Raw genomic sequence first — 25,791 nt, forward strand, 5'->3', positions numbered from 1 at the left:
GAAAATAGGTAAACATAAAATTATGGAAAACGAACAAAACCAAAGTGCAAACGCAGGTGCCCGCAAAAAGTCTTCTGAAGGTGCTTTGCAGTTGCTGCAACCGCATGATATGTCTAAAACTGTTGAGTCGGCCATGCATGTGTTTCAGGGCCGTCACGAGAAACTGCCGGAACTACTCCACGATGTAGGTACGCTTGTTTTAAAAGCAACTAAAAAACTGACAACCACGCAATTGATTTTGTCGGCAGGTGCTGTTACCATCGGAGCCATCTTGGTTGCCCGCTATGTAGGCGACCAGGATTTCGACTTCGATTCAGAATAAAATCTGCTGCATATAAAAATCAAAAGCCTTTAGCTCCAGGAGCTAAAGGCTTTTGATTTTTATTTATCCCATTTATTCAGCTGCATTCGCCAGAATACCTGAAACTTTCCTAATTAACCAGATGCTGCAGCCACTCTTTTGGCTTATCCTATAAAAAGCACCTAATTTGTCCTCTGTTAAATACACTAAAAAATTGAGTGTAAACATAAATCTAGCTCGCAAATTATTTAAATGAAATTAGCCTCCAAAAGGGTTTTTATCAAAAATCTGCCAAGGGTTTACTATACATTTGAATGAATTGCACTGGCTGCTCCTCTTGTTCAAAGGCGGCTATACTGCATTTGCTTCCTTAATCTTTTCGTAACGCACAAATAACACAGCGGGAAAGCCATAAGCAATAACGCTTGCTCCCTGAAAACAGCTTCATCCTTATTTGAAGAAGCACTTGATTTCACGACCCTTGGATGATTATGCTCTAAATTTCTTCTGAAGGCATTTTTTATTCGAATAATTCCCTGGTTCAAACACGCTTCTCTACATTCTAAGTAATGGCATTTCATGCAACTATCTGGCAGTGATAAAAGGAAGGCATCGCGGGCAGTTTAATAGCCTTGTATTTCCAGGAGCAGGTAAGCCTTTTTGATGAGAGTCCAGAAAATTTATTTAGACTATTTTTTAGTGTTTAAACTTTGTTATTCTTGGTGCAGCATCCTTATTAGCAGCGAGTTGTACTGCAGTGGCAGTTAATTAGCCAGAAAGCTGTTTTAAATTGTATGCTTATCAAAGCCTACAACCGGGTAGTGAAGTTAAAAGATGGTACAGGTTTTGAATAGGCAGCCAGTATAGCAGCAGGCTATACAGTACCTGAACTTTTCCCAGGTGCAAATTCTAAAAATCAACCAACCTTTTTACAAAACAAAAATTATGAAAAAGTCAAAATTAATGCTGCTGATGCTGTTTGCACTTGCCGCTCCGATGGTCCTACAGGCTCAAACGCAACAGATTCTTCCTCCTATGATAAATGTTGACGGAAGAGGCGAAGTAAAAGTACAGCCAAACGAAGTGGTAGTGACACTGGGCGTAGAACTACGCGACAAAAACCTGGACCAGGTACGGAAGCAGGCAGATACAAAGGCAGCGGCCATTATTGCTTACCTGAAAAAGCAGGGAGTAGACGCGAAAAACATCCAGACATCGTATATGCATGTGCAGCCGGTGTATAACACAGCCAGCTCCGAATTTGGCAAAACAACGCCAGACTTTTACATGGCCCAAAAAACCATGACATTTGTACTGACTAAACTCGACAAATTCGATGAAGTGATTTCCGGTTTGTATGGCGTTGGTGTTAACCGCGTAGACGGAATTGCTTTCAGAGTATCGGATGTAGAGAAATATAAAGTAGAGGCCAGAAAAAAGGCTGTTAACGATGCTAAAGCGAAAGCCGCTGCCCTAACAAACGACCTAGGAGCCAAAGTAGGCAAAGTATACGCCATCAGCGAAAGCACCAATGGGGGAGGGCCTCAGCCACTTTATGCCAGAAATAACATGATGGTGCAGCAGGCTGCTATGATGGATGGAGATCCGTCTATTGCAGGTGGTGAGGTCGTGATAACATCAACCGTCAGCGTGAGCTTCGTGCTGGAGCAGTAAAACTAAAGACCCATAAACAGAGAAGCTCCTGCCAGACCGGCAGGAGTTTCTCTGTTTTTATGGGTGCCCCAGCACCTCCTCTTTGTTGAAATGCGGCATAGGTTTAAAGTGGTCACTGGTATCGGCAATAAAGCTGATGACCTGGTTCAGCTCCGGCATCAGGTGCTGCTTCCGGATACTCCACGGCTTCAGCATCTCTTCCAGCATGTGGGCGTAACTGGTGGCCTCCCAGGGGTTAAAAACTTCGTTCGTCACATCATCAATCAGCGTATCGAGTACCAGCTGTTCATCGCCTGGTTTGGTGGGGCGCTCAAAGTATTCGGGTACAACGTTAAAAATATAGGCAGCATAAAACACCCGTGCCTTTACTTCGGCCAGTTGCACCGGATGCAACTGCTGCCCCTGCGTTAACCTGTAGAACCGCCCGAGTGCCCTCTTTATAATGCCATTGTCGAGGAGCGAGCAAACGATGGCAACAGAGCCGAGCTTAATACTGAAAGCCATGGTCGTAAGTTCATCCTGGTATTCAAAAGGAAGTTCGTCTTCTGTAGAATTTACTTCCACCAGAAACAGGGAGCAAGGAAGAAAATCTGAAAACACCATCGGTACCCGCAGCGATTGCAGCACCTGGTAAAAAGATCGGAACTTACCCAGCATTTTCGGGTTTTCGCTAACGGCATACTCTGGCCTTATCAGCGGATCAGCTTCTTTTATAAGTTCGGTAACAAGGGTGCCATAATACATTTTTCCGATCCACTGAAACAGCTTTTGCTCTTCGAGGGCTTGCAGACCAGCCAGGCCCTGTGCAGCAGCCGCTTCAACCTGCTCCTCCAGCGGAATGATGTGGTGCAGGTGGCAATTATCGCAACAGGGTATGGTTAAGTCGCCAAAGGTGGTCACACTTTTATCGAGCAGGAGCAGTTCTTTTTGCTGCAGGTTGTATTGCTGCTGTAGCCAGGTAGCAAAAACCGGTGTACGTTGTTCGCTGGTAATGGAGGTGCCGCAAAGAAAGCAGTTTTGAGCACTGAACTGCATCTTCTCGAAAGGGTCGTAAACGCGTAAATCTGTCATCTTATAAAGTAAAGTGCAAAGATACGAAGGCGAGAGGGGAGTTAAGAGTTAAAAATTAAGAGTTATGAGTTTTGAGTGAAGGGAACAAATTTTTTTCTACTTCAAATTTCTGAAATAAAACATTAAGCCTTTAACAATCAACATCCTTTCCAAACAAAAAGCCCTACCAGAAACTCTGCTGCTGTTGGTGCTGCTGTAAATTAGTAGGAATAGGGAAGAACCTGGAGGATCTGAAAGAGAAGGCACTTAAGTAGAGTAGGAGTAAAGAACTAAGCAAAGGGATCACCGAAAGGCAATCCTTTTGAAAATATACACTCCATCATTCATACACAGCTTTAAAATTAAAAAATAACGGCAAGCCGATAAGCCGGGTTCTGTCATCAGGATGTTACTCCCAAAGTCTTATCATTTATCTAGGCCTGCACTCGCGCGCAGGCTCCATCGACCTACCCACTGACATCGGACGAGCAGCCCTTAGCCTTGCCGAAACAAGACGCTGCCAGCCTATTTGGTCTTTCAACTCCTAAGGTTTACCCAGCTGGAACGGTCGCCCGCCCACTGGTGCGCTCTTACCGCACCTTTTCACCCTTACCTCTCTTGCAAGAGGCGGTTATTTTCTGTGGCACTAGCTGTAGCCTTTCTGTCGCCGGAAAGGCCCCTTCCCGTTAGGAAGTAGGATGCTCTGCGTTGCCCGGACTTTCCTCTCCTCCCGAAGGAGCAGCGATAAGATGGCTTGCCGTTAATTTTTTATGCTGCAAAGATAGCTAATTTTAGATGATAGATTTTAGATATTAGATGCTAGACTTCAGGATAGACTGGTGGTTTTCAATTTCTAAGAACTACTCCTGAAAGTCTGCTCCCTTTTACCACTCACGCTGCTGAATCTAATATAACAGGTCTACTACACCATGAACATTGATTTGTTAGCATGATGCCCAATTATTCTAACGAAAAAGGCCTCCAAAAGAAATAAGAGCAACATTTGGCTCAGGGTTTAACATATGTCCAAGCCTTTCTGCTGTACTCAGTTTCTGATTTCAAATAACTATCTGATTCTAACCAAAGTAGCGCCGTAGCCAAATTTTTCTTTGCGGGCATCCTCAAAGTATTTGATGCCTTGGGTACGGCTCAGGATTTTTTGTATTTCTTTCCGCAACACGCCAGTGCCGGTACCATGAATAAAGATAATTTCGTGCATGTTGGTAGCCATGGCTCTGTCAAGGGCATCCTGGAAGTGCTCCAACTGCAATTTGAGCATGGCACTATTGCTTAGGGTTTTGTACTCGTCGGTAAGCTTCTCTATGTGCAGGTCTACTTCGTGGTCGGGTGCTTTTAACTTGAAATTTTCGTTCTGAGCAGGTTTTTCGGCCAGCTGCCCCAGTAGTTGCCCTGCGTCAAGGGGTACAGGTTTAGAGTCCAGCTGAAAAACGTAGGCTTCTTTTTTCAGGACGGGTGCCATTTTTTTGCTCTTGTAAAAAGAAGCGGCTTTAAACTGTATTTTTTTGGTGATCGGCTCAAACAGCGTGGGGCCACCGGTGCGGTGCTGCAGAAACTGTACCAGCAGGCTTGGCCACTGCTCAAAGTCTTTGAGGTGGTAGTGCCCTACTACCCGAGTGGCTTTAGGAGCAACTTTGTCGTTTTGCAGGCCTCTGTATTTTTCGTTGCGCTCTTCTCCGCAGGTAAATAGCACATCGTAATCGGTGTTGTTGATGATGGTGGCCGCCAATAACTCATCAGACTGGTGCACCATAGCCAGGTAGATGCCATGCGCTGCCAGAACAGGTGCCACAGGTTCTTTTTTAGCTACAGGTTTAGGTGTGTCGTTGCGTAGAAAAGTGCTTTCTTCGGCGGCTATTACCACTATTTCGCGGCGTGCCACCGGTATGGTAAAGTCATTGTCTATAGCCACCTCCACAATGTTATTATCTAAAATCCGGGTAATAATGCCTTCTTCTCTGCCAGACATTAACCGGACACGGTCTCCTACGTTCATCGGTTTTTCAGTTAATTGTAACTACAAAGGTACAATGTTTTTAACAAAGAGCAGCAGTGCCTGAACCAGGGCAACCCTTGACCTCAATAACCCCTAAAAGTGTTTTGGAGGCCAATTTCATCTGAATAATTAGCCAATACAGTAAATTACTTCATCGGTTTAAGAAAAGGAAGCTGCGCTTCTTCAGAACACAGTTCATAAGGTTTTTCTCCTTCTGCTAAAATCCTGCATTGTGGTAACTGGTGCGGCCAAGACCTCGCAGCGTGCGCAGCTCCTGCGAGCGTCTGAGAGATTAGAAGCAGCTCTCCGAAGATATTACTTACTGAATTGCTGCATTGGCAATGCCTTAAAATAAGCTCTGGTAAGCCTGTTGCTCTACAAGAAGATTAACTTCACATTATCTAATGGTAAGCCTAAAAGTAAACAGGGTGGAAGCGGATGCCTCCCCGGCTGCGGAACTCCAGTGCGGGTGCAGGTATTTTCACGATGCTTAGCACGTAAAGCGCTGTGTTTAATAATTTATTGCGGCCTTTAAAATGAAGCAGGTTTAAGTCGGGACTCAGGTAAAACTGGCGGTAAGCGTGCAGGCCCAAGGCACGGTTAGTGGGTACGTGGTTGTATACCATTTCTTCAGCACCATAACCTACAGCCAGGTTCAGCCAGCGGGGGTAACGCCGCTCCCGTGCCAAAAAAGCACCCACATCTACCGATAGCCAATAAGTTTGCCCGTTATAATCTTTTAGCGCCTGCTCTGCCAGACTGCTGCCAAGCAAATTGGGGCGAATGGCGGCATAGCGGGTAGTATGGAACGAGTATTTAGGCATAATCCGGATTTCGCGCCAGGCAAGTTCCTGAGCAACAACTGCAGCGGAGCCAACCGTGTTCGCCACCAGGTCGCCAACAGAAGCCCCGTATTCAGACTGAAATCCGTCGAAAATCTCGATGGGCGTTTGCAGTACCACACCCACCAAACCACCATAAACAATGGCTTTTTTATCAGGTAGTCCGGCCCAGCGCATCAGGTCTATACCGGCTCTGCTCTGGTGAAAGGCACTCCAGAAGTGACCTGCCTTGTCCATCTGTTTCCACTCGTGGTTATCGTTAAAAAAATGGAAAGAGGTGCGGTCCTGCTCTTTGTACCACGCGTGGTGCAGCGTGTACAGCATACCTGCATACCCAACTCCAAACCCGGTGCCCAGCACCAGCAGGCGCTTTTTGTTTACGCCCGTCTCCACCGAATCTGGAGGCAGGGGAGAGGCAGCAAACAGAGGCTGAAGCGAAAAAACGAGCAGAAGAAACGAGAGCAGGTACTGAAACATAATGTAAAGGTACAGAAGCAATCTAATTTGCACTAGCAGTTGCTGCTGAAACCAGCTTTCATGAAGCGAATAATGACTATTCTAATCTATTTTTAATCTATCTTTAATCTTGAAGTCTAATTTTACGGAAAATGCTTCTCTTTAAAAGTTCTATGAGATTTTTCTTAGTTTTTCTGTTTACGCTTACCTCCTTTGTAGTAAGATCTCAACATCATCATCCTGCCGATTCTACCGCTAAGCGCCCACTGAAACTGGAGCATGCCGAACCTCTTTACATCGACCTTATCCGGGATTTGGGTGCGCACAAAGGTGAGAAGGAATGGAACATCGGAGCTGGCATGACCGATAACCTGAACTACGACAGCTATGAGTTTCTGATAGAGTATGAGTGGGCACCCATCGACAGGCTCGGCCTTGAGGTGGAGGTGCCGTTTACTATGTATACCCGCAACAGCAAAGACCGCCTACCCGAAATTAACAGGCCTTCTGATAGAGTAGAGTCGCTGAAATTGGCCGCACAGTACACGTTTCTGGTGAACGCAAAGCTACAGACATCCATGGCGTTGGGGCAGATCACCGAATTTGAATTCGCAGACCTGGACCGCATCGGCAAAGACGACCTTTTTTCAGGTTTGCTGTTCAACCCTTTTCTGGTAGTGGCCAAACGTTGGGGCGGCGACTTCCATACCCTGGTGTATACAGGCCCCCGCATGCGCAGACATTTCGGGCATAGCGGTATCACAACAGATTATGAAGTAAATACCAGCCTTCATTACATGATTCCCGGGAGCAGAAACTTTCTAGGTGTGGAGCTGAACAAAGATTTTTACCACGATCAGTTTAAAATGGTCATCCGGCCGCAGATGCGTTTGGTTATTCATGAATCGCTGATGATGGGTATCGTTACAGGCATCCCGATTTCAAAAACAAGCGAACGCCTGAGCTCTTTTGTACGCTTAATTTATGAACCAGGCAGCCGAAAAAGCCATCATAAACATTAAAGTAGTGCTTCGCAAAATTAGAAATTAGAAATTAGAAATTAAAAATTATGTTCGCACAGGCATCCTCGCTTATGATAATTATTCCGTGGCCTCTGGTCGCTCCTGAGCTCTTTTGTCGTGGTACATAATTCTAAAAATTAAATTAGCAGGGCATACGATTAAGGAGTTTTATCAATTGTAAAGTAGGCAATACAAATTCATCAAAGTTAAGACTCTACTATAGTTTAGCACAAACCAGCTTTAGAACCAGGATACAAGCTGAATAATCGGTGATTAACTGAATTATTCTAATGAAATTGGCCTTCAAAAGGAATTTGAGAGATTTTGAGTCAAGGGTCTGGTAGAGGTTTGATGCCATAAGTTGGTGCAGCTTTAAGACCCCATCATTTCTATCGATTTTTTAAACTCCTGTAGGGCTCTGTCGCGTGCCTGGCTGTGGTCGACCATAGGAGCAGGATAGGCGGCTGTGCCAAACTCCGGTACCCACCTTTTGATGTACTCGTGCTGCTTATCGAATTTTTTGACCTGGCTGTCGGGGTTAAAGATGCGGAAGTAAGGTTGCGCATCGGCACCCGTTCCCGCGGCCCATTGCCAGTTCCCGATGTTGCTCGATTGTTCGTAGTCCAGCAACTTAGCGGCAAAATAGGCCTCACCCCAACGCCAATCTACGAAGAGGTCCTTTACCAGAAAACTTGCCACCACCATCCGCACCCGGTTGTGCATAAAACCTGTTTGGTTAAGCTCTCGCATACCGGCATCAACCAACGGAAAACCTGTTGTGCCCTGGCACCATTTTTCAAATTCCTGTTCGTTGTTGCGCCAGGTAATCTGCCTGAATTTCGGGTAGAAACTTTCGTTGGTGGTTTGGGGGAAGTGGTAAAGCAATTGCATGAAAAATTCGCGCCAGATCAGCTCCTGCAACCATACCTTGTTATGGCGCAGGGCCAATTGTACTGCCTGCCGCACGCTGAACGTGCCAAAGCGTAAATGCACGCTCAGTCGGCTGGTAGCATCGAGTGCCGGTAAATTGCGGGTATCGTGGTAGGCGCTGAGGGTATCTGCCGATACATCGGGGTCTGGTACCTCCACCTCCGACACCTGAAAGCCCATCTTGTGTAAAGTAGGTACTTTGGTTTTAGCATGGTTCAGGAGGTGCTGCAACTGGTGCTGGCTCGGAGCTTCTTCTGCGTGTTCCGGTTTAAAAGCCTTCAGCCAGGAGTTCTTGTATGGCGTGTACACTTTGTAGGGGCTGCCACTCTGCGTCATTATCTCCTCTTTCTCGAAAATAACCTGGTCTTTAAACGAGCAAAATGAGACGTTGTGCTTCTTTAGCAACTGCTGCAGGCGTAAATCGCGCTGGCGGGAATAAGGCTCATAATCGTGGTTGGTGTAAATGGCCTCTACTGCATAGGTTTGGAGGAGTTCTGCTATAACAGCCTCCGGCTTGCCATATTTTACAAGCAAAGTGCTGTTGTAAGTCTCCAGTTGCTGGTGCAAATTTTCTATTGTCTTGTAGATAAAGGTCACGCGCGCGTCCTGGGTATCATCGAGCTTATCGAGAATGTCTGTATCAAAAATAAAGAATGGCAGCACCTGCGCACCACTTGTGAGTGCCTTAAAAAAACCTGTATTGTCGTGCAGGCGTAAGTCGCGCCTGAACCAGAATAAAACCATAGCTTATGTGGAAAGTTTAGGTTGAGAAAGTGAGTAAACCCTTGACTGTTTTAGATAAGAAAAGCTTCTGAAGGGCAATAACATTAGCAAAATTTAAGTAATCTATAAACTGCATCCTCACTTATCGAAGCCAAATAGATACGAGCCAGGACGATCGCGCCATAATAATTTCTAATTTGAAGAAGCCTTAAGATGTCCTGAGGGTGCTCATGCCGCCATCAAGGTGCAGAATCTGGCCGGTCATCCAACTGGAGGAGTCGGAGAGGAGGTAAAGGGCTGCCGCCGCAATGTCATGAGGTTCGCCTACACGGCCGAGTGGGTGGCGTTTACCGGCTGCCTCTGTTTTTTCGGGCGTGTTGAGCAGCGTTTTTGCCAGTGGCGTATTGGTAAGCGAAGGGGCTATGGCATTAAAGCGGACCTGAGCACCGGCATATTCTGCCGCCAACGACAATGTTAATCCTTCCAGAGCGGCTTTGGCTGTGGCAATACCAGCATGAAAAGGCATACCGTTCTGCGCGGCCACCGTACTGACAAGCACCACGCTGGCTCCTTTGGCTTTTTTGAGTAAAGGTAACACGGCCTGCAGCACCTGCACAACTCCTATTACGTGTAGCTCCAGTTCCTGTCGGAAATCTTCCGGCTTTAACCGTTCAAAAGGTTTTAACCTGATGCTACCGGGGCAGTAAATCAAGCCATGCAGTTCGGCAGGCAAAGCATCTGCAAACGCATTGTCGAATTGCAGAACATCCAGCGGCAGGTGCGGTAACTGCTGTGCTTCGGCTGCTTCAGAATGCTGCCGCGATGCCACCAGAACATGCGCGCCTTGTTGTTGTAATTGAGTTGCCGTTTCGAGACCTATGCCGGATGTGCCGCCTACCACCAATATATTTTTATCGTTGAAATTCATAGTTGGGTTTTTGATACAACCGCCAGCCGCTGTATTTGTTATGACTTGTACCAGTTTTCCTAAGCTATAACCGGGTAGGGGAGGCTCAGTCACAGAACGGAACTATATCATTAAAAGAAGTTTGCCCGAAATGGTTCTTCTAATACAGGTAAACAGAAATTAGCTGTAGAGGTGGCTAACGCTCTGTTTTAGCACCTGCTGGTTCTGGGCGGTTAGTGAGCCGGTAATGTGCAGATTTTGATTTTGTACTTTAATTTAGTCTCTTTGTAATTGCTTAAGCAGCAAGGCTGGTAAAACTTTTCTTTTTAAGCATATCAAATCGTAACTGCTAACCCATTCTATGTACATCTCGATCAGCTCTTTTGAAATTGCAAACGATATGGCTTTTGAAGTAAAAGAAGCTTATCGGAACAGGCCTCACCTGGTAGACAATGCACCCGGTTTTGTAAAACTGCAGGTGCTGAGCCCCCATGAAAACCCTAACGAAATCTGGCTCATGACTTTCTGGACCGATGAGGAGAGTTTCCAGGTTTGGTACAAAAGCCACATGTTCCATGATGTACACAATAGCATTCCGGAGGGCCTGAAACTGGTACCTGGCAGCGTCAAAATCAGAGGCTTTGAACATGTAGCGGAGTAATTTCTTTAGGTGTAACATTTTTTATAGGCACAATTTCGGAAGAAGTTGTGCTTTTTTATTTTGCCTGCTTTTGGTAACTTGTCAGGATAAACTTGTACCTGCAGGCTGCATAGAGGCGATTATACTTCGCACATAATGCAGATAAGCGTAGGTTTGGTTGAGTATTACGTTTATCCATTAGTTACCCTTCATTTGAAAAACAAAAACAGCGAGTTTGAAAATTAAGTATCTTTGAGTAAAGGAAAAAACAATGGCTGAATTTACTGAAAGATATATAAACCCGTTTACCGATTACGGTTTTAAGCGGCTATTCGGAGAAGAACCTAACAAAGACCTGCTGCTGGATTTCTTAAATGTGCTACTGAAAGAAGAACAGGGGGAGATAAAAGATTTGACTTACCTAAAAAGCGAACATCTGGGAACGAGTGAGCTTGACAGAAAAGCCATCTTTGATTTGTACTGCGAAAATGAAAAAGGGGAGAAGTTTATCGTAGAGCTACAAAAGACAAAGCAGAACTTCTTCAAAGACCGCACCGTCTACTACTCCACCTTTCCCATTAGGGAACAAGCTAAACGAGCCGACTGGAACTATGAGTTGAAGGCTGTCTACACCATTGCCATACTCGACTTCGTGTTTGACGAAGACAAGAATGAGCCCAACAAGTTCAGGTATGACATAAAGCTAACAGACACAGAAACAAAAAAAGTGTTTTATGATAAGCTTACCTTCATCTATCTGGAGTTGCCTAAGTTCAACAAAACAGTTGACGAATTGGAAACTAGGTTCGACAAGTGGCTGTATGTGCTTCGCAACCTCAATAGACTTGACAAGGTGCCAGACAAGCTGAGGGAGCGAATATTTGAAAAACTCTTCGAAACAGCTGAGATAGCCAGATTCACTCCTGATCAAGTTCGATTATATGAGGACAGCTTGAAGTATTATCGTGACTTGAAGAATTCATTAGATACAGCAAAGGAAGAAAAAGCAATTGAAATAGCTAAAAAAGCTTTGAAGATGGGCTTTTCTATTGAAGACATTACAGAACTAACTGGTTTAAGTAGTGAATCTATTGAGCAGTTGAAAACAAACGAAGGGTAACCCAGCCTATAAGTTATGCTGCGGCTGCGCCTTGCACACCTTATCAGGCCACACCGTTAGATGCTATGCTAAAAACGACCGTACATACATTCAACGACCTTGACAAATGGTTGTCCGATAACTTCTACTTTGAGGACGGACACGTTTTGGCAATCACGGAAAATCCGCTTGAAATTATTGTTGGTTATAACGTGAAAGCAAACTATAAGGCAAATTCTGAAAGACACATTTTACCATTCAAAATCATTCCTTCTAAAATTCACGAATGGACTTTTGACAAAGATGTGGTAAATGTTAGTGACGACAATTACATCGAATGTATTGAAGCAAGTGAAGTTGAAAATGGAATTTGCTTGGTATTCACTACTCCTGCGACTTTTCGACTTGTTACAGATAGTCTTGTTATTGAAGAACAGCAATTAATAAAAACAATTTTTAAGCCTTGGGCAAGTGAGACAGAAATGTATTTGACAACTGACCTTTCGGAAATTCCAAGACCTGAATTTTGGAAAGAGATATTAAGCAAATACGGACACGAAATCTTGTTTCGTTATTACGCAGGTGACGAAAGACAACCAGAACAAGTTCCTTATCCAGACTACCAAGGTTACTACATTCAGCTTACGGACAGAATTAATTCAACACAAGAAGGCATTTTTTTAAAGCATCTAAAGGTAAATAACGGAAAACTGAGTTTGAGTTTTGAAAACAAGGACGAAAAATTGAAAAATGTTTGGGACGACTTAACAATGGTTCTTGCGGACTTTCCAAATGCTATAATCAACAGCGGAAATTGTGAATTTACAGGTACAAAATGGAAACAGTATCTAACTGACAAAATACTACCGACAACAGAATGGAAATAAGCACAGCATATAACAAGGTATTGCCAAAAGCGGGGCTGAACCGCTTCGATTGGGCATTTGTGCAAAGTTCAACTTTTCATTCTTCGATTGAAATTTTGTGCTAAAAATCCCCGCCTTCGGCAATACCCAAACCGCTCACACCCTAAGAATTAAAAATAATAAATGACTATCAAAGAGCACACCCTAAATAACGACCTGGTAGCAGAGGTTATCGCTGATGACATGGTAATTAAGACTGTAGAAGATGGAACAAATTTAGTTGGCGATTTATATTACCAAAATTATAACACCGTTATTATTCATCAGAAAAATATTACACCTGATTTTTTTATTCTGAGAACAGGAGTAGCTGGAGAACTACTTCAGAAGTTCTCGAACTACCGCATTCAGCTGTTTATTATAGGTGATTTTGACCGCGAGGAGAGCAAAAGTTTACAGAGCTTTATATATGAAAGCAATAAAGGTGCGCTTGTAAATTTTGTCGCCACACTAGCAGATGCTTTCAAGCGGCTTTCTATTGCTAATCCGGGTAGTTAAGGTGCAACCATGAATTACAACAACAAAACCTTCAGGCCGATCAGCAATTCTGAAAATGGGGAGACATCGGCCGATACCTTGTTTGTGTACAGGCAGGAAGGAAACCTACTGACATCCGACTATGCCGGTGGCGAAATCAGGAAAGGCCACCTGATTGGTTTAGTCGATGCGGAAGGAAATATTGAGATGCGGTACCATCAGGTAAATTTAAAAGGTGAACTTATGACTGGCATCTGCCAATCTACTCCTGAAGTACTACCCAATGGCAAACTAAGGCTCCACGAAGTGTGGCAATGGACATCAGGCGACAGATCTGCCGGCCAGTCGGTGCTGGAGGAGGTTTGACTAGGGTGCCGGATAAATAGCATTTACCACCGAGGCATATTTCTGCAATATAACTTTGCGTTTCAGCTTAAGCGTAGGCGTTAGTTCACCACCTTCTATGGTCCACTGCAGCGGGAGCAGCTCGAAGCGCTTTACCTGCTCTACCGGGTTAAAATGCTGGTTATACCAATGCACCGCTTCTGCAATCAGGGCCTGGGCTTTTTTATCTTTTATCACTTCTGTGTCGCCTGGGTAGGTTTCGCCTTGTTTCGTGTACCACTCCTGCAGCTTCTGAAAAGCGGGAACAATAAGTGCCCCTACAAATTTCTGCAATTCGCCTACCACCATTATCTGCTCAATATAAGGGCTTTCCACCATGCGGTTTTCTATGGGTTGCGGGGCTACGTACTTGCCGTTGCTGGTTTTAAAAAGCTCCTTTTTCCGGTCGGTAATCTTCAGGAACTTACCCTGCACCAGCGTGCCGATGTCGCCGGTATGCAGCCAGCCATCTTTAAGCACCTCCGCCGTCAGGTCGGGGCGTTTGTAGTAACCCATCATCACGTTAGGGCCTTTTGCGAGTATTTCACCATCGGGGGCAATGCGCACCTCCACGCCCTGCAGTAGCGGCCCCACAGTGCCAAACATGCGGTTTTTTTCGCTGAAACGGCTCCCGCTAATAATAGGAGAGGCTTCTGTTAACCCATACCCTTCCTGAATAACAATCTGGGCAGCTGTGAAAATACGCAACAGGCGAACCTGGCAGGCAGCCGCTCCGGTAATAATCGCTTTTACTTCACCACCCAAAGCCTCTCGCCATTTACTGAAGATGAGTTTGTTGGCCAGCGCCAGCTGTAACCTGTAGCTAAGACCCTGGTCGGTGTTTACTTCAAATTTCTCGGCCAATGCCAGTGCCCAGTAAAAGAGTTTCCGTTTTACGCCGGTAAGTTCAGCGCCTTTGGCCATTATGCTCTCATATACCTTTTCGAGCAAGCGGGGCACCGTGGTGAAGAGGGTGGGTTTAACTTCGCGCAGGTTTTCGGCAATTTTTTCCATGCTCTCGGCATAATACACCGAAACGCCACTGTAGAAGTAGCAATAGGTGGCCATGCGCTCAAAGGCATGGTTCAGCGGCAGAAAGCTCATGGCCCGCTTGCCCTTTACACCTATTTCCTGGATAATGTCGGCACTGCCGAGCGCGTTGCTTACCATGTTGCGGTGCGATAGCATGACGCCTTTGGGGGTACCGGTGGTGCCGGAGGTGTATAAAATGGTCGCCAGCTCATTTTCCTGCACTGCCTGACGACAGCTCTCTACTTGCTGTAACTGCTCATCAGAAACAGGTGCCAGCAGCTCCTGCCAATGCGGTGCCCCCTGCACCTGCTTAAATGTATAAACCTGCTGCAGGCGGGGCAGCGCCGATAGCAACTGCTGGAGCTTACGGTAAAGTTTCTCATCGCCTACAAAGGCCATTTTAACGGAGGCATCCTGCAACACAAACTGCAGCTCGTTGTCGTTTATGGTGGGGTAAACCGGCACCGGCACCACGCCAATCTGCAGCAACGCCATGTCCACCAGCATCCACTCCGGGCAATTCTGACTGATAATAGCTACTTTGTCTTTTCCTACAGCCGTACCGTCTCCCGACGATAGGCCCATCTTCAGGAAAGCTGCGCTCAGCTGATTCACGATCTCAGTTACTTGCCGGGTGCTGTACTTTTTCCAATGGCCGTTTTCTTTGGCACTCAGCATATCCTCGGCCGGGAAATGTTCCAGCTGGTAAGTCAGAAAATCGAATAATCTTGTAGGCTTGTTCATCAGGTGGTGTTCTCTGCTTTAGCTCTTTTACTTAACTGGAGCCTGCATGTTGCAGATCAGGGGCAGAAGCAGATCAATCTTTTTGCTTCCAAATCTACTGTTTTTGCTCACATAAAAATAGTCTTAGCCTTCGGCAAACTAATATTTTTCTTCAGCTGCATCACAGCCATTGCCTTTTGCTCCAATAGGGGAGTTGTAAGTGCCGCCAAAAGTTATAGGAGGAGAAGAGAGCGGAAAAGAGTTAAACTTACAAACAGTAATTTTTTCAGAAACAGAAAACATTATGAACAAGAATGCAGTTTATAATTAGTAATTATGCTGCATGCATACTATTTTTGAAAGGAACGGTAGATGATAAACCGACTTTTTGCGAGCACGAGCAGGGAACATACATTCTGTACCCTTGGAGCAAAAATGCCAAAAAACCGTTGGAAGGCTATTTTTATTTGGATAATTTGAAAACTATGTGCACCAAAATAAGAAACGACGGGGAAGTTATCAATGGGAGATTGAAGGATTGAATGAAGTCTTGTTCCAGAATTATAAGGATGTTCTTAAACGAAACCAGACAAAGAAATAGTCATTCATCCATTCAATCTCTCATTCAAAATTCCCATCTTACTCGTCTTCGTAGTCGAGGCCCATCATTTTGTTATAGGCCTGCTGCAACTCCGAGAAAGCGTGCATGTTTCCTTCCTGGCGGCTGATCATCATGCCTTTTTTGTAGATGCGTTCGGCCGTTTCGGGTTGGCCAAGCTCCTCGTAGAGTTTGGCTGCATGGTAGTAAGTGCCCACGTAGCTCTCGTGCTCAGCGAGGAGCTTTTCGTAGTATTCCATTGCCTTTTGTTTGTCGAAGTTGCGATATTCGGTGGCAATTGCGTATAGGGTAAAAGCATCGTTCGGGTCGTCTTGCAGGAAGACCAGGAGCTGTTCAAGTCGGGACAAAGACATAATTCGTTTTTGCTATATTTAGGAAATCATTTTAATTTATAATTCACAAAGCTAACATTTCTAACCATGAAAATATTAGTTTGCATAAGCAACGTACCGGATACCACCTCTAAAATTAACTTTACACCCGACGGTAAAACGTTCGACAAGAACGGTGTGCAGTTTGTAATAAACCCCTGGGATGAGTATGCGTTAACAAGAGCCATTGAGCTGAAAGAGGCCAAAGGCGGCACTGTAACTGTATTAAACGTTGGCGAGGCCGACGCAGAGGCTAACATCAGGAAAGCACTTGCCATAGGGGCCGATGATGCCATTCGGGTAAATGCTTTTCCGAAAGATGCCCTGTTTGTGGCGCAGCAAATAGCTGCTATAGCCAAAGAAAATAGCTACGACCTAATTTTGATGGGTAAAGAGTCTATCGACTTTAATGGCTCGCAGGTGCATGGCATGGTCGGCGAGTTGCTGGGGCTGCCAGTTATATTCCCGGCTTTTAAACTCGATCTGCTCGACGATACCACTGCCCGCCTGGAACGTGAGATAGAGGGTGGCAAAGAGGTGCTGGAAGTAAAGCTGCCATTTGTGGCGAGTGCCCAGCAACCCATGAGCGAGCCCCGCATACCCAACATGCGCGGCATCATGACGGCCCGCACCAAACCGCTGAAAGTTGTGGAACCGAGTGGCAGCGAGCCTAAAACTGAATACGCCAGCTTTAGTAAGCCCGAGAAAAAAAGCGGTGTACGCATGATCGAGGCCGAAAATGCCGGCGAGTTAATTTCATTGTTAAGAAACGAAGCTAAAGTTCTGTAATATGTCTGTATTAGTTTTAGTAGAAGGATTTAACGGCGAGATCAAGAAATCATCGCTTGAGGCAGCTTCTTACGGAAGCCAGGTAGCCACCACTTTAGGAACAGAAGCAACCGCCATAGCCATAGGCGATGTACAGGAATCTGCGCTCGCCGCACTAGGCGCACAAGGAATCAGAAAAGTTTTATTTGATGATGACGCGCGACTTCATAACTTCGTGGCGGAAGCCTATTTAAAAGTAATTGCCCAGGCAGCCTCGCAGGAGAGTGCCAAGGTCATTATTTTCTCGAACACAAACATTGGCGCGGCCCTTGGGTCGCGGCTGGCGGTGCGGTTAAACGGTTCGTTGGCAACAAACGTAACAGAGTTACCTGTTATAGCTGGCGATACCTTTACAGTAAAGCGTGGCGTATTTTCGGGTAAGGCCTTTGCCGACGTAAACCTGACCGGCGACGTAAAAATTGTGGCTGTTAAAAAGAACAGCACCGAGGTACGGAGCGATGCAGGTGGCAGTGCTACCGTAGAGAAATTCTCGACCGGCCTCACAGATGCCGATTTTGCAGCGGCTCCGAAAGAAACCGTGATGCAGGAAACAGGCGGTGGCGTACTGCTGCCCGAAGCCGAAATTGTAGTATCGGGTGGTAGAGGTTTAAAAGGACCTGAGAACTGGCACCTGGTAGAAGACCTGGCCAAGGCTTTAGGAGCGGCAACTGCCTGCTCTAAACCGGTTTCGGACCTGGATTGGCGCCCGCACCACGAACATGTTGGGCAGACTGGTATTACTATTAGTCCAAATTTGTATATTGCCATCGGAATTTCCGGAGCCATTCAGCACCTGGCGGGGGTTAACTCTTCTAAAGTGATTGTCGTTATAAACAAGGATCCGGAGGCACCATTCTTTAAAGCAGCCGATTATGGTATAGTAGGAGATGCTTTTGAGATAGTTCCACAGTTAATTGAGGCAGCAAAAGCCTTATAAAACAGACAAAAAGCTTATTGTGAAAAAAATTCAGCTAGAGATACTTGGTCTCTCTTCCAGTCAGTCACAGACAGGGTCGTTTGCATTAGTTCTCGGCGAGAGAGAAGGCAACAGAAGATTGCCCATTATTATTGGAATGTTCGAGGCGCAATCTATCGCTATTCAGATAGAAAAAATTAACCCGAACCGCCCCCTCACGCACGACTTGTTTAAGAGTTTTGCCGAGCAGTTGAGTGTTAGCATTACAGAAGTGCTGATCTCAGACCTGAAAGAAGGGGTGTTCTATTCTAAAATAATGTGTTCAGACGGCGTAAAAGATTTTGAACTAGATGCTCGCCCTTCTGATGCCATCGCTATCGGTCTCCGCTTCGGAGTTCCGATTTATACCGTAGAAAGTGTGCTCTCTGAGGCTGGAATTATTCTGAGTGACCTCGAAGATGAGGACGAGGAAGCAGAAGAAATGGCAGTTAAGAGTTCGCCTACGTCTTCTTCCGGTTCAAAAGAATCGTTGAGCCAGACATCGGTTGAGGAACTGAATAAGTTGCTGAACGATGCCCTTGAGAAAGAGGACTATGAGCGGGCTGCCAAGATTCGTGATGAGCTGAATAAACGCAATTAATGTATACACAATATTAATGTTTAAAACTCCTGCCTCACGAAGGCAGGAGTTTTGTTTTATAAAATTATCTGCTTTACTTTTGAGAAATTTCTCTAAAGCATGTCTGATATTTTAAGAGGGCTAATTGGCTTAATCGCTATTCTGGCCATAGCTTTCCTTTTTTCAAAAAATAGAAAATTTATTAGTTGGAGGCTGGTTGGGTTTGGCGTTTTTTTACAACTTCTATTCGGAATTCTTGTAACTAAAGTGGCTTTTGTGGCCAGCATGTTTGCTGCCGTGAGTCGTGGGTTTGTTACTTTTCTTGATTTTTCGCAGGCCGGGGCGCAGTTCCTTTTTGGAAGCCTTGCTAACCCTGACAATAATGCAGGGCTGGGGTTTATCTTCGCATTCTCGGTACTGCCCACCATCATCTTTTTCTCTTCTGTTTCTGCGGGCCTGTATTATTTAGGCGTATTACAAAAGATCGTGTTTGGCATTGCCTGGGTTATGTCGAAAGGCATGCGTTTATCCGGGGCTGAGAGCTTGTCTGCTGCCGGCAATATTTTTCTTGGGCAGACAGAGGCACCTCTTCTCGTGCGTCCGTTCATTGGCCGCATGACGCGCTCCGAGCTGATGTGCCTGATGACAGGTGGTATGGCTACCCTAGCCGGAGGTGTTCTGGCAGCGTATGTTTCTTTTTTGGGAGGCAGCGACCCGGCCCAGAAAGCCATTTTTGCAGCTCACCTGCTCACAGCCTCTATCATGAATGCACCGGCTGGCATCGTACTGGCAAAAATACTGGTGCCCGAAACCGAACCAGAGAAAATTAATACACAGCTGGAGGTGAACGAAGAGCAACTGGGTGTTAACCTGATAGATGCACTGTCAAGAGGAGCTGCTGATGGTCTCAGGCTGGCTGCTAATGTGGGAGGGATGCTACTTGCCTTTATCGCAGTTATTGCACTTGTAAACTATTTGCTCACCGACCTGATCGGTTCCTGGACTGGGCTAAATGATATCGTGATATCCAGTACAAACGGTCAGTTTAAGGGGTTCTCGTTGCAGTATATTTTGGGTCAGATATTTCGTGTTTTTGCTTTTTTAATGGGGGTGCCCTGGGCTGAATCGTTGCAGGTGGGCAGTTTACTTGGCCAGAAAACTGCCATCAATGAGTTTGTGGCCTACCTGGACCTGGCCGAAATGAAAAATGCCAATACACTTTCCACTAAATCTATAGTAATGGCTACCTATGCCTTATGCGGTTTTTCTAACTTCAGTTCTATTGCAATCCAGGTTGGAGGCATCGGCAGTATGGCACCTAACCAGCAGGGAAATATTTCTAAACTTGGCTTTATTGCCCTGCTAGGTGCATCTCTGGCCTGTATGATGACAGCTACTGTAGCCGGAATGCTTTACGATTTGTAGGATAGCAGGATAGAGGAGTTATTTCAGTTGCGGGGCAATTAAATTACTTGAAAGAAAATGGCCTTCCGAAGGCTTTAGAGGTAGATTTATCTTATACCTGGCATTTAGGCTACTAGGCAAAGCATTTTAACTATCTTTCGTGCTCGCGTAAGTCGGGAGCTTGCCTACACAAAAGCCACGGGTTACCGCTACTCCTAAACTCGCGGCAGTTATGAAAGAGCAATTTGCCAAGCCACAAAAAAGGGAGTGCACAGTAACATCCCTTTTTTGTGGCTTGGTCTTAGGTCTAAAATCTAAGATCCTGCATCTATAATCTATCTAGTTTCGCCCTTACGTTCTTCTTCTACACGATCTTCCTCTTCTGCACGTTCGTCCTCAACTTTTTTAGCATCACGCATCAGGCGGTTGGCAAAAATAAAGTCGTTCAGTTCTTTAATATCTGTGTCCATAATTTCAACGTTGTTGCCTTCCCATAGCTTTTTGCCTTTGTACAGGAACATAATCTTGTCACCGATCTCGATAACAGAGTTCATGTCGTGTGTCACAATAATGGTGGTAATGTTGTACTCTTCGGTTATTTCCTTAATCAGCTCATCTATGGTAATGGCAGTCTGGGGATCGAGGCCGGAATTTGGTTCATCGCAGAACAGGTAGGTACAGTTAGGGGCAATGGCACGCGCTATACCCACACGTTTTTTCATACCCCCGCTTATCTCAGAAGGCATTTTGTGGTTGGCATTTTCGAGCCCTACACGGCTCAGGCAGAAATTAACACGGTCCATACGTTCGCTTTTGCTCATGTTGGTGAGCATCTTCAACGGGAATTCCACATTCTCCTCTACATTCATAGAATCGAAGAGAGCAGAGCCCTGAAAGAGCATCCCGATTTTCCGCCTGATTTCCTGGCGAATATCGAGTTTGTTGTTGGTATAGTAGGTGCCGTCGAAGGTAACGCTGCCGATGTCTGGTTTTATCAGGCCTACAATACACTTAAGCAGCACGCTTTTGCCGGTTCCGCTGGCACCGAGGAGCAGGTTGGTTTTGCCGGTTTCAAACACCCCGCTCACACCATCCAGCACTTTTTTGCCACCAAACGACTTATGTATATTATGAATCTCAATCATAGTTTTTCAGAAACAAAATCATAGTAACAATTGGGCCAGCACAAAGTCTGCTACCAGCACCGCAATAACACTATTGGTTACCGCTTTCGTACTAGCCTCACCCACTTCCAGTGCGCCACCATCCGTTTTGTAGCCCTGGTAAGATGAGATAGAGGAAATCAGGAAGGCAAACACAACCGATTTAATGAGCGCGAACAAAATGTTGTAAGGAACAAAATCGCCCCGAATACCTGAAATATATTCTTGCGGCGTAATTTCACCTGAAAGCGCACCCGCTACAAAACCGCCGCCTATCGACAGGAACATGGCAAGGATCACCAGCATCGGGAACACCATAACGGCTGCCATAATTTTAGGCAGCACCAGGTAAGAGGCAGAGTTTATGCCCATTACCTCCAGAGCGTCTACTTGTTCGGTTATCTTCATGGTGCCCAGGCCGCCTGCTATGTTAGAGCCTACTTTACCTGCCAGTACAATAGAGGTAATGGTAGGGGCCAGCTCGAGCAGTGTCATTTCGCGCACCATAAACCCGATAGTTGAACGAGGGATCAGGGCATTCGTAAGGTTATAGGAGATCTGAACACAGGTAACAGCCCCAATAAAGGTCGACACAATAGCTACGATCAGGATAGAGTTGATCCCGATGAGAATGGCTTCGTCTATGGTTCTGTTAAAAATGATTTTTGGGGCCTCACCGCGAGCCAGGAGGCTTTGTATAAAGAGGAGGTACTTTCCGAAATTTGCTAACATATAGAGCAGTAACGCTGGGTGTGGTGGATGTTACGACAGTTCAACTTAAAAATCATGTAATAATAGTTATATTACGTCTAAAATTGTAAAACACATATAAAACTCATTTCTTATTATGCAGCGATATATTCTGGTAACAGGCGGAACAAAAGGAATCGGGAGAGCCATTATCGAACAGTTTGCCAAAGAAGGCTTTCATATCCTAACCTGTTCCCGAAACGAGAAAGACCTGCAAAAGTTGAAGCTGGAGATAGAACAAGCGTACACTTTTTCGAAGGTTTTTTACCAGGAAGCCGATTTAAGCGAAAAAAAATCATTGGACAGCTTTGTTGCCTTTGTCAAAGAATTTGATGTAAAAGTGGATGTGCTGGTGAACAACAGCGGCCTGTATATACCCGGCAAGATTTACGAAGAACCCGAAGAGGCCTTGCCCCACATGATCAGCACCAACCTGTACAGCGCCTATTACATGACCAAAGCCTTAGTGCCGGATATGGTCCGTCGTCAGTCGGGTCATATCTTTAACATTTGCTCCACGGCCAGCATTACCCCTTATATTAACGGTGGTTCGTATTGCATCTCTAAATTTGCCCTATATGGCATGACCCAGGTGCTGCGCGAAGAAATGAAGGAACATAAAGTAAAAGTAACCGCTGTTATACCGGGTGCCACACTCACAGCGAGCTGGGAAGGTGTGGACCTGCCACCAGAGCGATTTGTTAAACCAGAAGACGTTGCCAGTGCCATTTACATGGCCTACAACCTATCAGAAAACAGCGTGATGGAAGAAATACTGATACGGCCCCAGTTAGGAGATATAAATTAAACCACAACCCTTGGATATTTTTTGCATTTTTTGCTTTGGAAGGGCAATTTCATTTAAATAATTAGGGTCTATACTTATCTGTTACCTATTATTTAAATTTCTAGAAAAAGCACCTGGCAACTCTTTTTTAAAATACCACAAATCGAAAGAACCAATGAAAAAAGTTATGCTTCTGGCAGTTAGCTTAGTAGCCTTCTCAACTGCTTTCGCACAAAAAACGGAGTTTTCATTGCAGGCCAATACAGGGGTTTATCGCTTTTCGGGCTCATCAGCAGAGAGTTCCACAACTGTACAATACATTACACAGCAATCAGGCTGGAATTACACGCACAATCCTCACGGAAACAAGCTCACGCTGTCGCTGGGGGTGGCCGGGCAGGTGCAGCGGGTCACGCGTGGCAACGTTGTGTTGGGCTTGCAGGCTGGGGCTGAATTTCTTCAAAGCAAAGTAAATATTACAGGTGCTTATTCTTTCTGGCATATGGCCAATAGCAGCCTTACCTATGTAGCTGCCGACGGACGTTCCTTCTTTCAGCATAAGTTTATAAACGTACACCCATTTCTGGGCCGCCGGCTTTCGGTCGGGCCAATTGCCGTTGATGTTACTGCTGGCTCCGATATCGGTTTTTGCCTCCAAAGTACCGACAATGCCAAACTGAAGGTCGCTAACGGTGAGGAACTGGCTTTTAAAGCAGAGCGGGACAAACCATCGGTAGACCTTAGGCCTCGTGTAGGAGTAACAGGGTATTTCAGGCACATAGGTGTAACTGCTAGCTATGCCCACGGTCTTACCAATTACCTGGGGTCTTACGACGGTGGTAATCCGGAAGCCTACGCTAGAGTTCTCCGTCTGGGGTTGCTTTATCGGTTATAGTTTATCCTCATTCACCTGCTTAAGTAAAGCATCACCAACAGCCCTGTTCGTGATGCTTTTTTGCTTCCTGGATCTTCCACAGCTACTCCCTCCGTCTCTGTCCATCCTAACATTTTAAGTTCGTTTTTAAAAGAACTAACTGGCTGCTTTAAAACTTTTTCAATTTATCGGGTATTACCTGGATGAGACCTCGAACAACATGCGGGATGCCTTGAGCTGAGCACAGGCTGTTTTCCCGGAAGATGTGGAAGACCCCATTATTTACCGCTTCAATGCCAGCAGCATACCGGTTGTCATGCTCGCTGCCACAGCCACCGCGGAGATATAACCGTGGGCAGGCAGCAATACAATGTCCGTATAGATGCTGAATTTAAGTCTGTGGAGGAGATAAAGCAGATCGTGATCCGTAACACGCGGCAAGGAGGCCTAACTTTCTCTACCCTCATTACCCTTGTGTTTGTACCGGTTATGTACGCCATCTTCCATCTCAAGCGCAAGCATAAGGTAAGCCTACTTTCTGGTTAATATCAGGCCAGTACTCTTAATAAACGTGAAATGAAGAAGATAAATGATGTGATTTCTGAGGCTGAGCCAGGTTGTAGAAAAAATTCATCTATCAGACTTATGTGTCTGATTATAAAATAGGTAAAGCAGGAAATGGCTGTAATTTGTTTCTACACTTAACAGAAACAAATTACAGCCAGATGATGGGTCATACTACTCAAAGATACAATGTGGTGGCCTCGAAGTGGAAGAAAACATGCTTCTGGAATATCATTAAAAAATGACAGGATACTAAAATGAATGGAATAATGATTATCTTCAAACAGGCTTTGTCGGAAGACATAGTGGAGCTGCTTGATGAGCTGGAGATACGCGGATTTACAAAATTTACCGATCTGCAGTACAGAGGCAATTTTCAGGGCGAACTACGTATGGGCACCCACACCTGGCCCGCCCTCAACAATGCTATGCTTACGGTTACCAAAGAAGCAAAAGCCGCAGACTTAATCTCACGTTTACAGGGACTGGACCGGGCTTCGGAAGAGCAGGGCCTAAAAGCCTTTCGCTGGGAGGTAGAAACGGTGGTAGGTTAGCAATTTTTTGCATTAGCCGCGCCATTAGCAGGACTATACTCTAGCATCGTTTTAGAGAACTGAAATAGTTTTCTCTGATTGAGGCAATGAAAAAACTTGTAGTAAGATATGTCCATGTGGTGTATTGCTTCCTGAATAGTTCTAAATTCTAATATTTAATATTTGAGATATAGATGACGATTCAACTTATCGGAAATCAACAATTAATTTTTAACCTTTTATTAGGATAAAGATAAAATCTTGCATCTTGTATCTTATAACAGATGGTAGTACAAGTTCGAATTCCGATAAGTTAGGTTGCAGGTTATAGTGTAGCTCATAGGTAACCGGAAAATTACCCTTTATGCAAGCAAAAACACGTGTTAAAATCTGCTGCATCAGCAGCACCCAGGAAGCCCGGGTAGCTATAGCCTGTGGTGCAGCTGCCCTCGGCCTGGTGGGCGAAATGCCAAGTGGCCCCGGCACCATCCACGATCAGCTGATTCAGGAGATAACCCGCACTGTACCGCCACCTATTGCTACTTTTTTGCTAACAAGCCGCACAGATTCAGCTGCTATTATTGCCCATCACCAACTGGTTCAAACCAATACCATTCAATTAGTAGATGCTATAGCCGCTGGTGCCTTCGCCCAAATTCGTGCGGCCTTGCCAGGGGTTAAACTGGTGCAGGTGGTGCATGTGCTGGATGAGCACTCGGTGGAGGAGGCCCAGCAAGCGGCTGAATATGCAGATGCCATATTACTGGATTAGGGTAACCCCAGGTTAAAAGAAAAAGAACTGGGGGGCACAGGACGGATACACGATTGGGTTATTAGCCGCAGAATACGCGAGAGCATTGGCAAACCTATTTTTTTGGCAGGCGGCCTCACACCGGAAAATGTGCGGGAGGCGATTGAGGTGGTGCAGCCCTTTGGTGTAGATGTTTGCAGTGGTGTGAGAACAGGCGGGCAACTTGACCAATACAAGCTGGAGAAGTTTTTAAAAGCAGTCGACATGGTATAACATCATACCAAAATCGCCTACATACCCTTGACCCAAAAAGCATCTTTTTTCTTCTGAAGGCCAAAAACATTAGAATAATCTGGATGTTTGCAGTTAAACCTTTTTTTCTCTTCTTTAAAAAATTTATCTGATTTTGAGT

General features: G+C 45.4%; 27 protein-coding genes and 1 other RNA gene. 18 read left to right on the forward strand and 10 right to left on the reverse strand.

Annotated elements, in window-relative coordinates:
- Positions 1-22 precede the first annotated feature (22 nt).
- Positions 23-322 (forward strand): hypothetical protein, encoded by a 300-nt coding sequence (locus FVR03_RS09145; protein ID WP_147921442.1) that lies wholly within the window; start codon positions 23-25, stop codon positions 320-322.
- A gap of 924 nt (positions 323-1,246) precedes the next feature.
- On the forward strand, positions 1,247-1,975 hold the full coding sequence (locus FVR03_RS09150) for an SIMPL domain-containing protein (protein ID WP_147921443.1): 729 nt from the start codon (positions 1,247-1,249) through the stop codon (positions 1,973-1,975).
- Positions 1,976-2,032: 57 nt separating this feature from the next.
- Here the strand turns inward: FVR03_RS09150 and FVR03_RS09155 are convergent, their stop codons facing one another.
- The 4 genes from FVR03_RS09155 to FVR03_RS09170 form a co-directional block, all read right to left on the reverse strand.
- Entirely contained in the window at positions 2,033-3,046 is a 1,014-nt protein-coding gene (locus FVR03_RS09155; protein ID WP_147921444.1) for a hypothetical protein, read from the reverse strand.
- 347 nt (positions 3,047-3,393) lie between these two features.
- An RNA gene (gene rnpB, locus FVR03_RS09160) (RNase P RNA component class A) lies at positions 3,394-3,786 on the reverse strand.
- Positions 3,787-4,091: 305 nt separating this feature from the next.
- Complete coding sequence (locus FVR03_RS09165; RefSeq protein ID WP_147921445.1) at positions 4,092-5,039, reverse strand: Smr/MutS family protein; 948 nt, start codon at positions 5,037-5,039, stop codon at positions 4,092-4,094.
- 413 nt (positions 5,040-5,452) lie between these two features.
- The gene (locus FVR03_RS09170; protein WP_147921446.1) at positions 5,453-6,358 is read right to left on the reverse strand and encodes a DUF2279 domain-containing protein; all 906 of its coding nucleotides are present in this window, start codon (positions 6,356-6,358) and stop codon (positions 5,453-5,455) included.
- 152 nt (positions 6,359-6,510) lie between these two features.
- On the opposite strand from FVR03_RS09170, the gene FVR03_RS09175 reads away from it, so the two are divergent.
- Positions 6,511-7,359: an HAEPLYID family protein gene (locus FVR03_RS09175; RefSeq protein WP_147921447.1), complete on the forward strand. Its 849-nt coding sequence runs from the start codon at positions 6,511-6,513 to the stop codon at positions 7,357-7,359.
- A 372-nt stretch (positions 7,360-7,731) separates the two neighbouring features.
- On the opposite strand, the gene FVR03_RS09180 is transcribed toward FVR03_RS09175, so the two are convergent.
- Together FVR03_RS09180 and FVR03_RS09185 are read right to left on the reverse strand one after the other, a co-directional pair.
- On the reverse strand, positions 7,732-9,033 hold the full coding sequence (locus tag FVR03_RS09180; RefSeq protein ID WP_147921448.1) for a cryptochrome/photolyase family protein: 1,302 nt from the start codon (positions 9,031-9,033) through the stop codon (positions 7,732-7,734).
- A gap of 187 nt (positions 9,034-9,220) precedes the next feature.
- Positions 9,221-9,940, reverse strand: coding sequence for an SDR family NAD(P)-dependent oxidoreductase (locus FVR03_RS09185; RefSeq protein WP_147921449.1), 720 nt, complete (start codon positions 9,938-9,940; stop codon positions 9,221-9,223).
- A 340-nt stretch (positions 9,941-10,280) separates the two neighbouring features.
- On the opposite strand from FVR03_RS09185, the gene FVR03_RS09190 reads away from it, so the two are divergent.
- The 5 genes from FVR03_RS09190 to FVR03_RS09210 all read left to right on the forward strand — a co-directional run bounded on the left by FVR03_RS09190 (position 10,281) and on the right by FVR03_RS09210 (position 13,427).
- Complete coding sequence (locus FVR03_RS09190) at positions 10,281-10,580, forward strand: antibiotic biosynthesis monooxygenase family protein (RefSeq protein WP_147921450.1); 300 nt, start codon at positions 10,281-10,283, stop codon at positions 10,578-10,580.
- A 250-nt stretch (positions 10,581-10,830) separates the two neighbouring features.
- The gene (locus tag FVR03_RS09195; RefSeq protein WP_147921451.1) at positions 10,831-11,679 is read left to right on the forward strand and encodes an Rpn family recombination-promoting nuclease/putative transposase; all 849 of its coding nucleotides are present in this window, start codon (positions 10,831-10,833) and stop codon (positions 11,677-11,679) included.
- 65 nt (positions 11,680-11,744) lie between these two features.
- The gene (locus tag FVR03_RS09200) at positions 11,745-12,545 is read left to right on the forward strand and encodes a metallophosphoesterase (protein ID WP_147921452.1); all 801 of its coding nucleotides are present in this window, start codon (positions 11,745-11,747) and stop codon (positions 12,543-12,545) included.
- 162 nt (positions 12,546-12,707) lie between these two features.
- Positions 12,708-13,082 carry a DUF4180 domain-containing protein gene (locus FVR03_RS09205; RefSeq protein WP_147921453.1) on the forward strand — a complete coding sequence of 125 codons (375 nt, stop codon included), beginning with the start codon at positions 12,708-12,710 and terminating at the stop codon, positions 13,080-13,082.
- A 9-nt stretch (positions 13,083-13,091) separates the two neighbouring features.
- Complete coding sequence (locus FVR03_RS09210; protein ID WP_147921454.1) at positions 13,092-13,427, forward strand: avidin-fold protein; 336 nt, start codon at positions 13,092-13,094, stop codon at positions 13,425-13,427.
- Here FVR03_RS09210 and FVR03_RS09215 read toward each other — a convergent pair whose 3' ends face one another.
- Together FVR03_RS09215 and FVR03_RS09220 are read right to left on the reverse strand one after the other, a co-directional pair.
- Complete coding sequence (locus tag FVR03_RS09215; RefSeq protein WP_147921455.1) at positions 13,428-15,221, reverse strand: AMP-dependent synthetase/ligase; 1,794 nt, start codon at positions 15,219-15,221, stop codon at positions 13,428-13,430.
- 618 nt (positions 15,222-15,839) lie between these two features.
- A complete protein-coding gene (locus FVR03_RS09220; RefSeq protein ID WP_147921456.1) occupies positions 15,840-16,172 on the reverse strand; it encodes a tetratricopeptide repeat protein in 333 nt (110 codons plus the stop codon).
- A gap of 66 nt (positions 16,173-16,238) precedes the next feature.
- Here FVR03_RS09220 and FVR03_RS09225 point away from each other — a divergent pair, with 66 nt between their 5' ends.
- The 4 genes from FVR03_RS09225 (at position 16,239) to FVR03_RS09240 (ending at position 19,978) form a co-directional block, all read left to right on the forward strand.
- Positions 16,239-16,979 (forward strand): electron transfer flavoprotein subunit beta/FixA family protein, encoded by a 741-nt coding sequence (locus FVR03_RS09225; protein ID WP_147921457.1) that lies wholly within the window; start codon positions 16,239-16,241, stop codon positions 16,977-16,979.
- A 1-nt stretch (position 16,980) separates the two neighbouring features.
- A complete protein-coding gene (locus FVR03_RS09230; RefSeq protein ID WP_147921458.1) occupies positions 16,981-17,955 on the forward strand; it encodes an electron transfer flavoprotein subunit alpha/FixB family protein in 975 nt (324 codons plus the stop codon).
- A 19-nt stretch (positions 17,956-17,974) separates the two neighbouring features.
- Positions 17,975-18,574, forward strand: a complete 600-nt coding sequence (locus FVR03_RS09235; RefSeq protein ID WP_147921459.1) for a bifunctional nuclease family protein — start codon at positions 17,975-17,977, stop codon at positions 18,572-18,574.
- Between the two features lie 99 nt (positions 18,575-18,673).
- A complete protein-coding gene (locus FVR03_RS09240; RefSeq protein WP_147921460.1) occupies positions 18,674-19,978 on the forward strand; it encodes a NupC/NupG family nucleoside CNT transporter in 1,305 nt (434 codons plus the stop codon).
- Between the two features lie 314 nt (positions 19,979-20,292).
- Here FVR03_RS09240 and FVR03_RS09245 read toward each other — a convergent pair whose 3' ends face one another.
- A complete protein-coding gene (locus tag FVR03_RS09245) occupies positions 20,293-21,102 on the reverse strand; it encodes an ABC transporter ATP-binding protein (protein WP_147921461.1) in 810 nt (269 codons plus the stop codon).
- An 18-nt stretch (positions 21,103-21,120) separates the two neighbouring features.
- Positions 21,121-21,852, reverse strand: a complete 732-nt coding sequence (locus FVR03_RS09250; protein WP_147921462.1) for an MlaE family ABC transporter permease — start codon at positions 21,850-21,852, stop codon at positions 21,121-21,123.
- 115 nt (positions 21,853-21,967) lie between these two features.
- On the opposite strand from FVR03_RS09250, the gene FVR03_RS09255 reads away from it, so the two are divergent.
- The 6 genes from FVR03_RS09255 to FVR03_RS25185 all read left to right on the forward strand — a co-directional run bounded on the left by FVR03_RS09255 (position 21,968) and on the right by FVR03_RS25185 (position 25,652).
- Entirely contained in the window at positions 21,968-22,678 is a 711-nt protein-coding gene (locus FVR03_RS09255) for an SDR family oxidoreductase (RefSeq protein ID WP_147921463.1), read from the forward strand.
- A gap of 154 nt (positions 22,679-22,832) precedes the next feature.
- Positions 22,833-23,552, forward strand: a complete 720-nt coding sequence (locus FVR03_RS09260) for a hypothetical protein (protein ID WP_147921464.1) — start codon at positions 22,833-22,835, stop codon at positions 23,550-23,552.
- Between the two features lie 330 nt (positions 23,553-23,882).
- Complete coding sequence (locus tag FVR03_RS09265; protein ID WP_147921465.1) at positions 23,883-24,077, forward strand: hypothetical protein; 195 nt, start codon at positions 23,883-23,885, stop codon at positions 24,075-24,077.
- A 287-nt stretch (positions 24,078-24,364) separates the two neighbouring features.
- A complete protein-coding gene (locus FVR03_RS09270; RefSeq protein ID WP_147921466.1) occupies positions 24,365-24,649 on the forward strand; it encodes a PG0541 family transporter-associated protein in 285 nt (94 codons plus the stop codon).
- 343 nt (positions 24,650-24,992) lie between these two features.
- On the forward strand, positions 24,993-25,400 hold the full coding sequence (locus FVR03_RS25180) for a hypothetical protein (protein ID WP_369410449.1): 408 nt from the start codon (positions 24,993-24,995) through the stop codon (positions 25,398-25,400).
- Between the two features lie 27 nt (positions 25,401-25,427).
- Positions 25,428-25,652, forward strand: coding sequence for a phosphoribosylanthranilate isomerase (locus tag FVR03_RS25185; RefSeq protein WP_369410450.1), 225 nt, complete (start codon positions 25,428-25,430; stop codon positions 25,650-25,652).
- Positions 25,653-25,791: the final 139 nt, after the last annotated feature.

The sequence above is a fragment of the Pontibacter qinzhouensis genome (assembly GCF_008017455.1).
Classification (GTDB): domain Bacteria; phylum Bacteroidota; class Bacteroidia; order Cytophagales; family Hymenobacteraceae; genus Pontibacter; species Pontibacter qinzhouensis.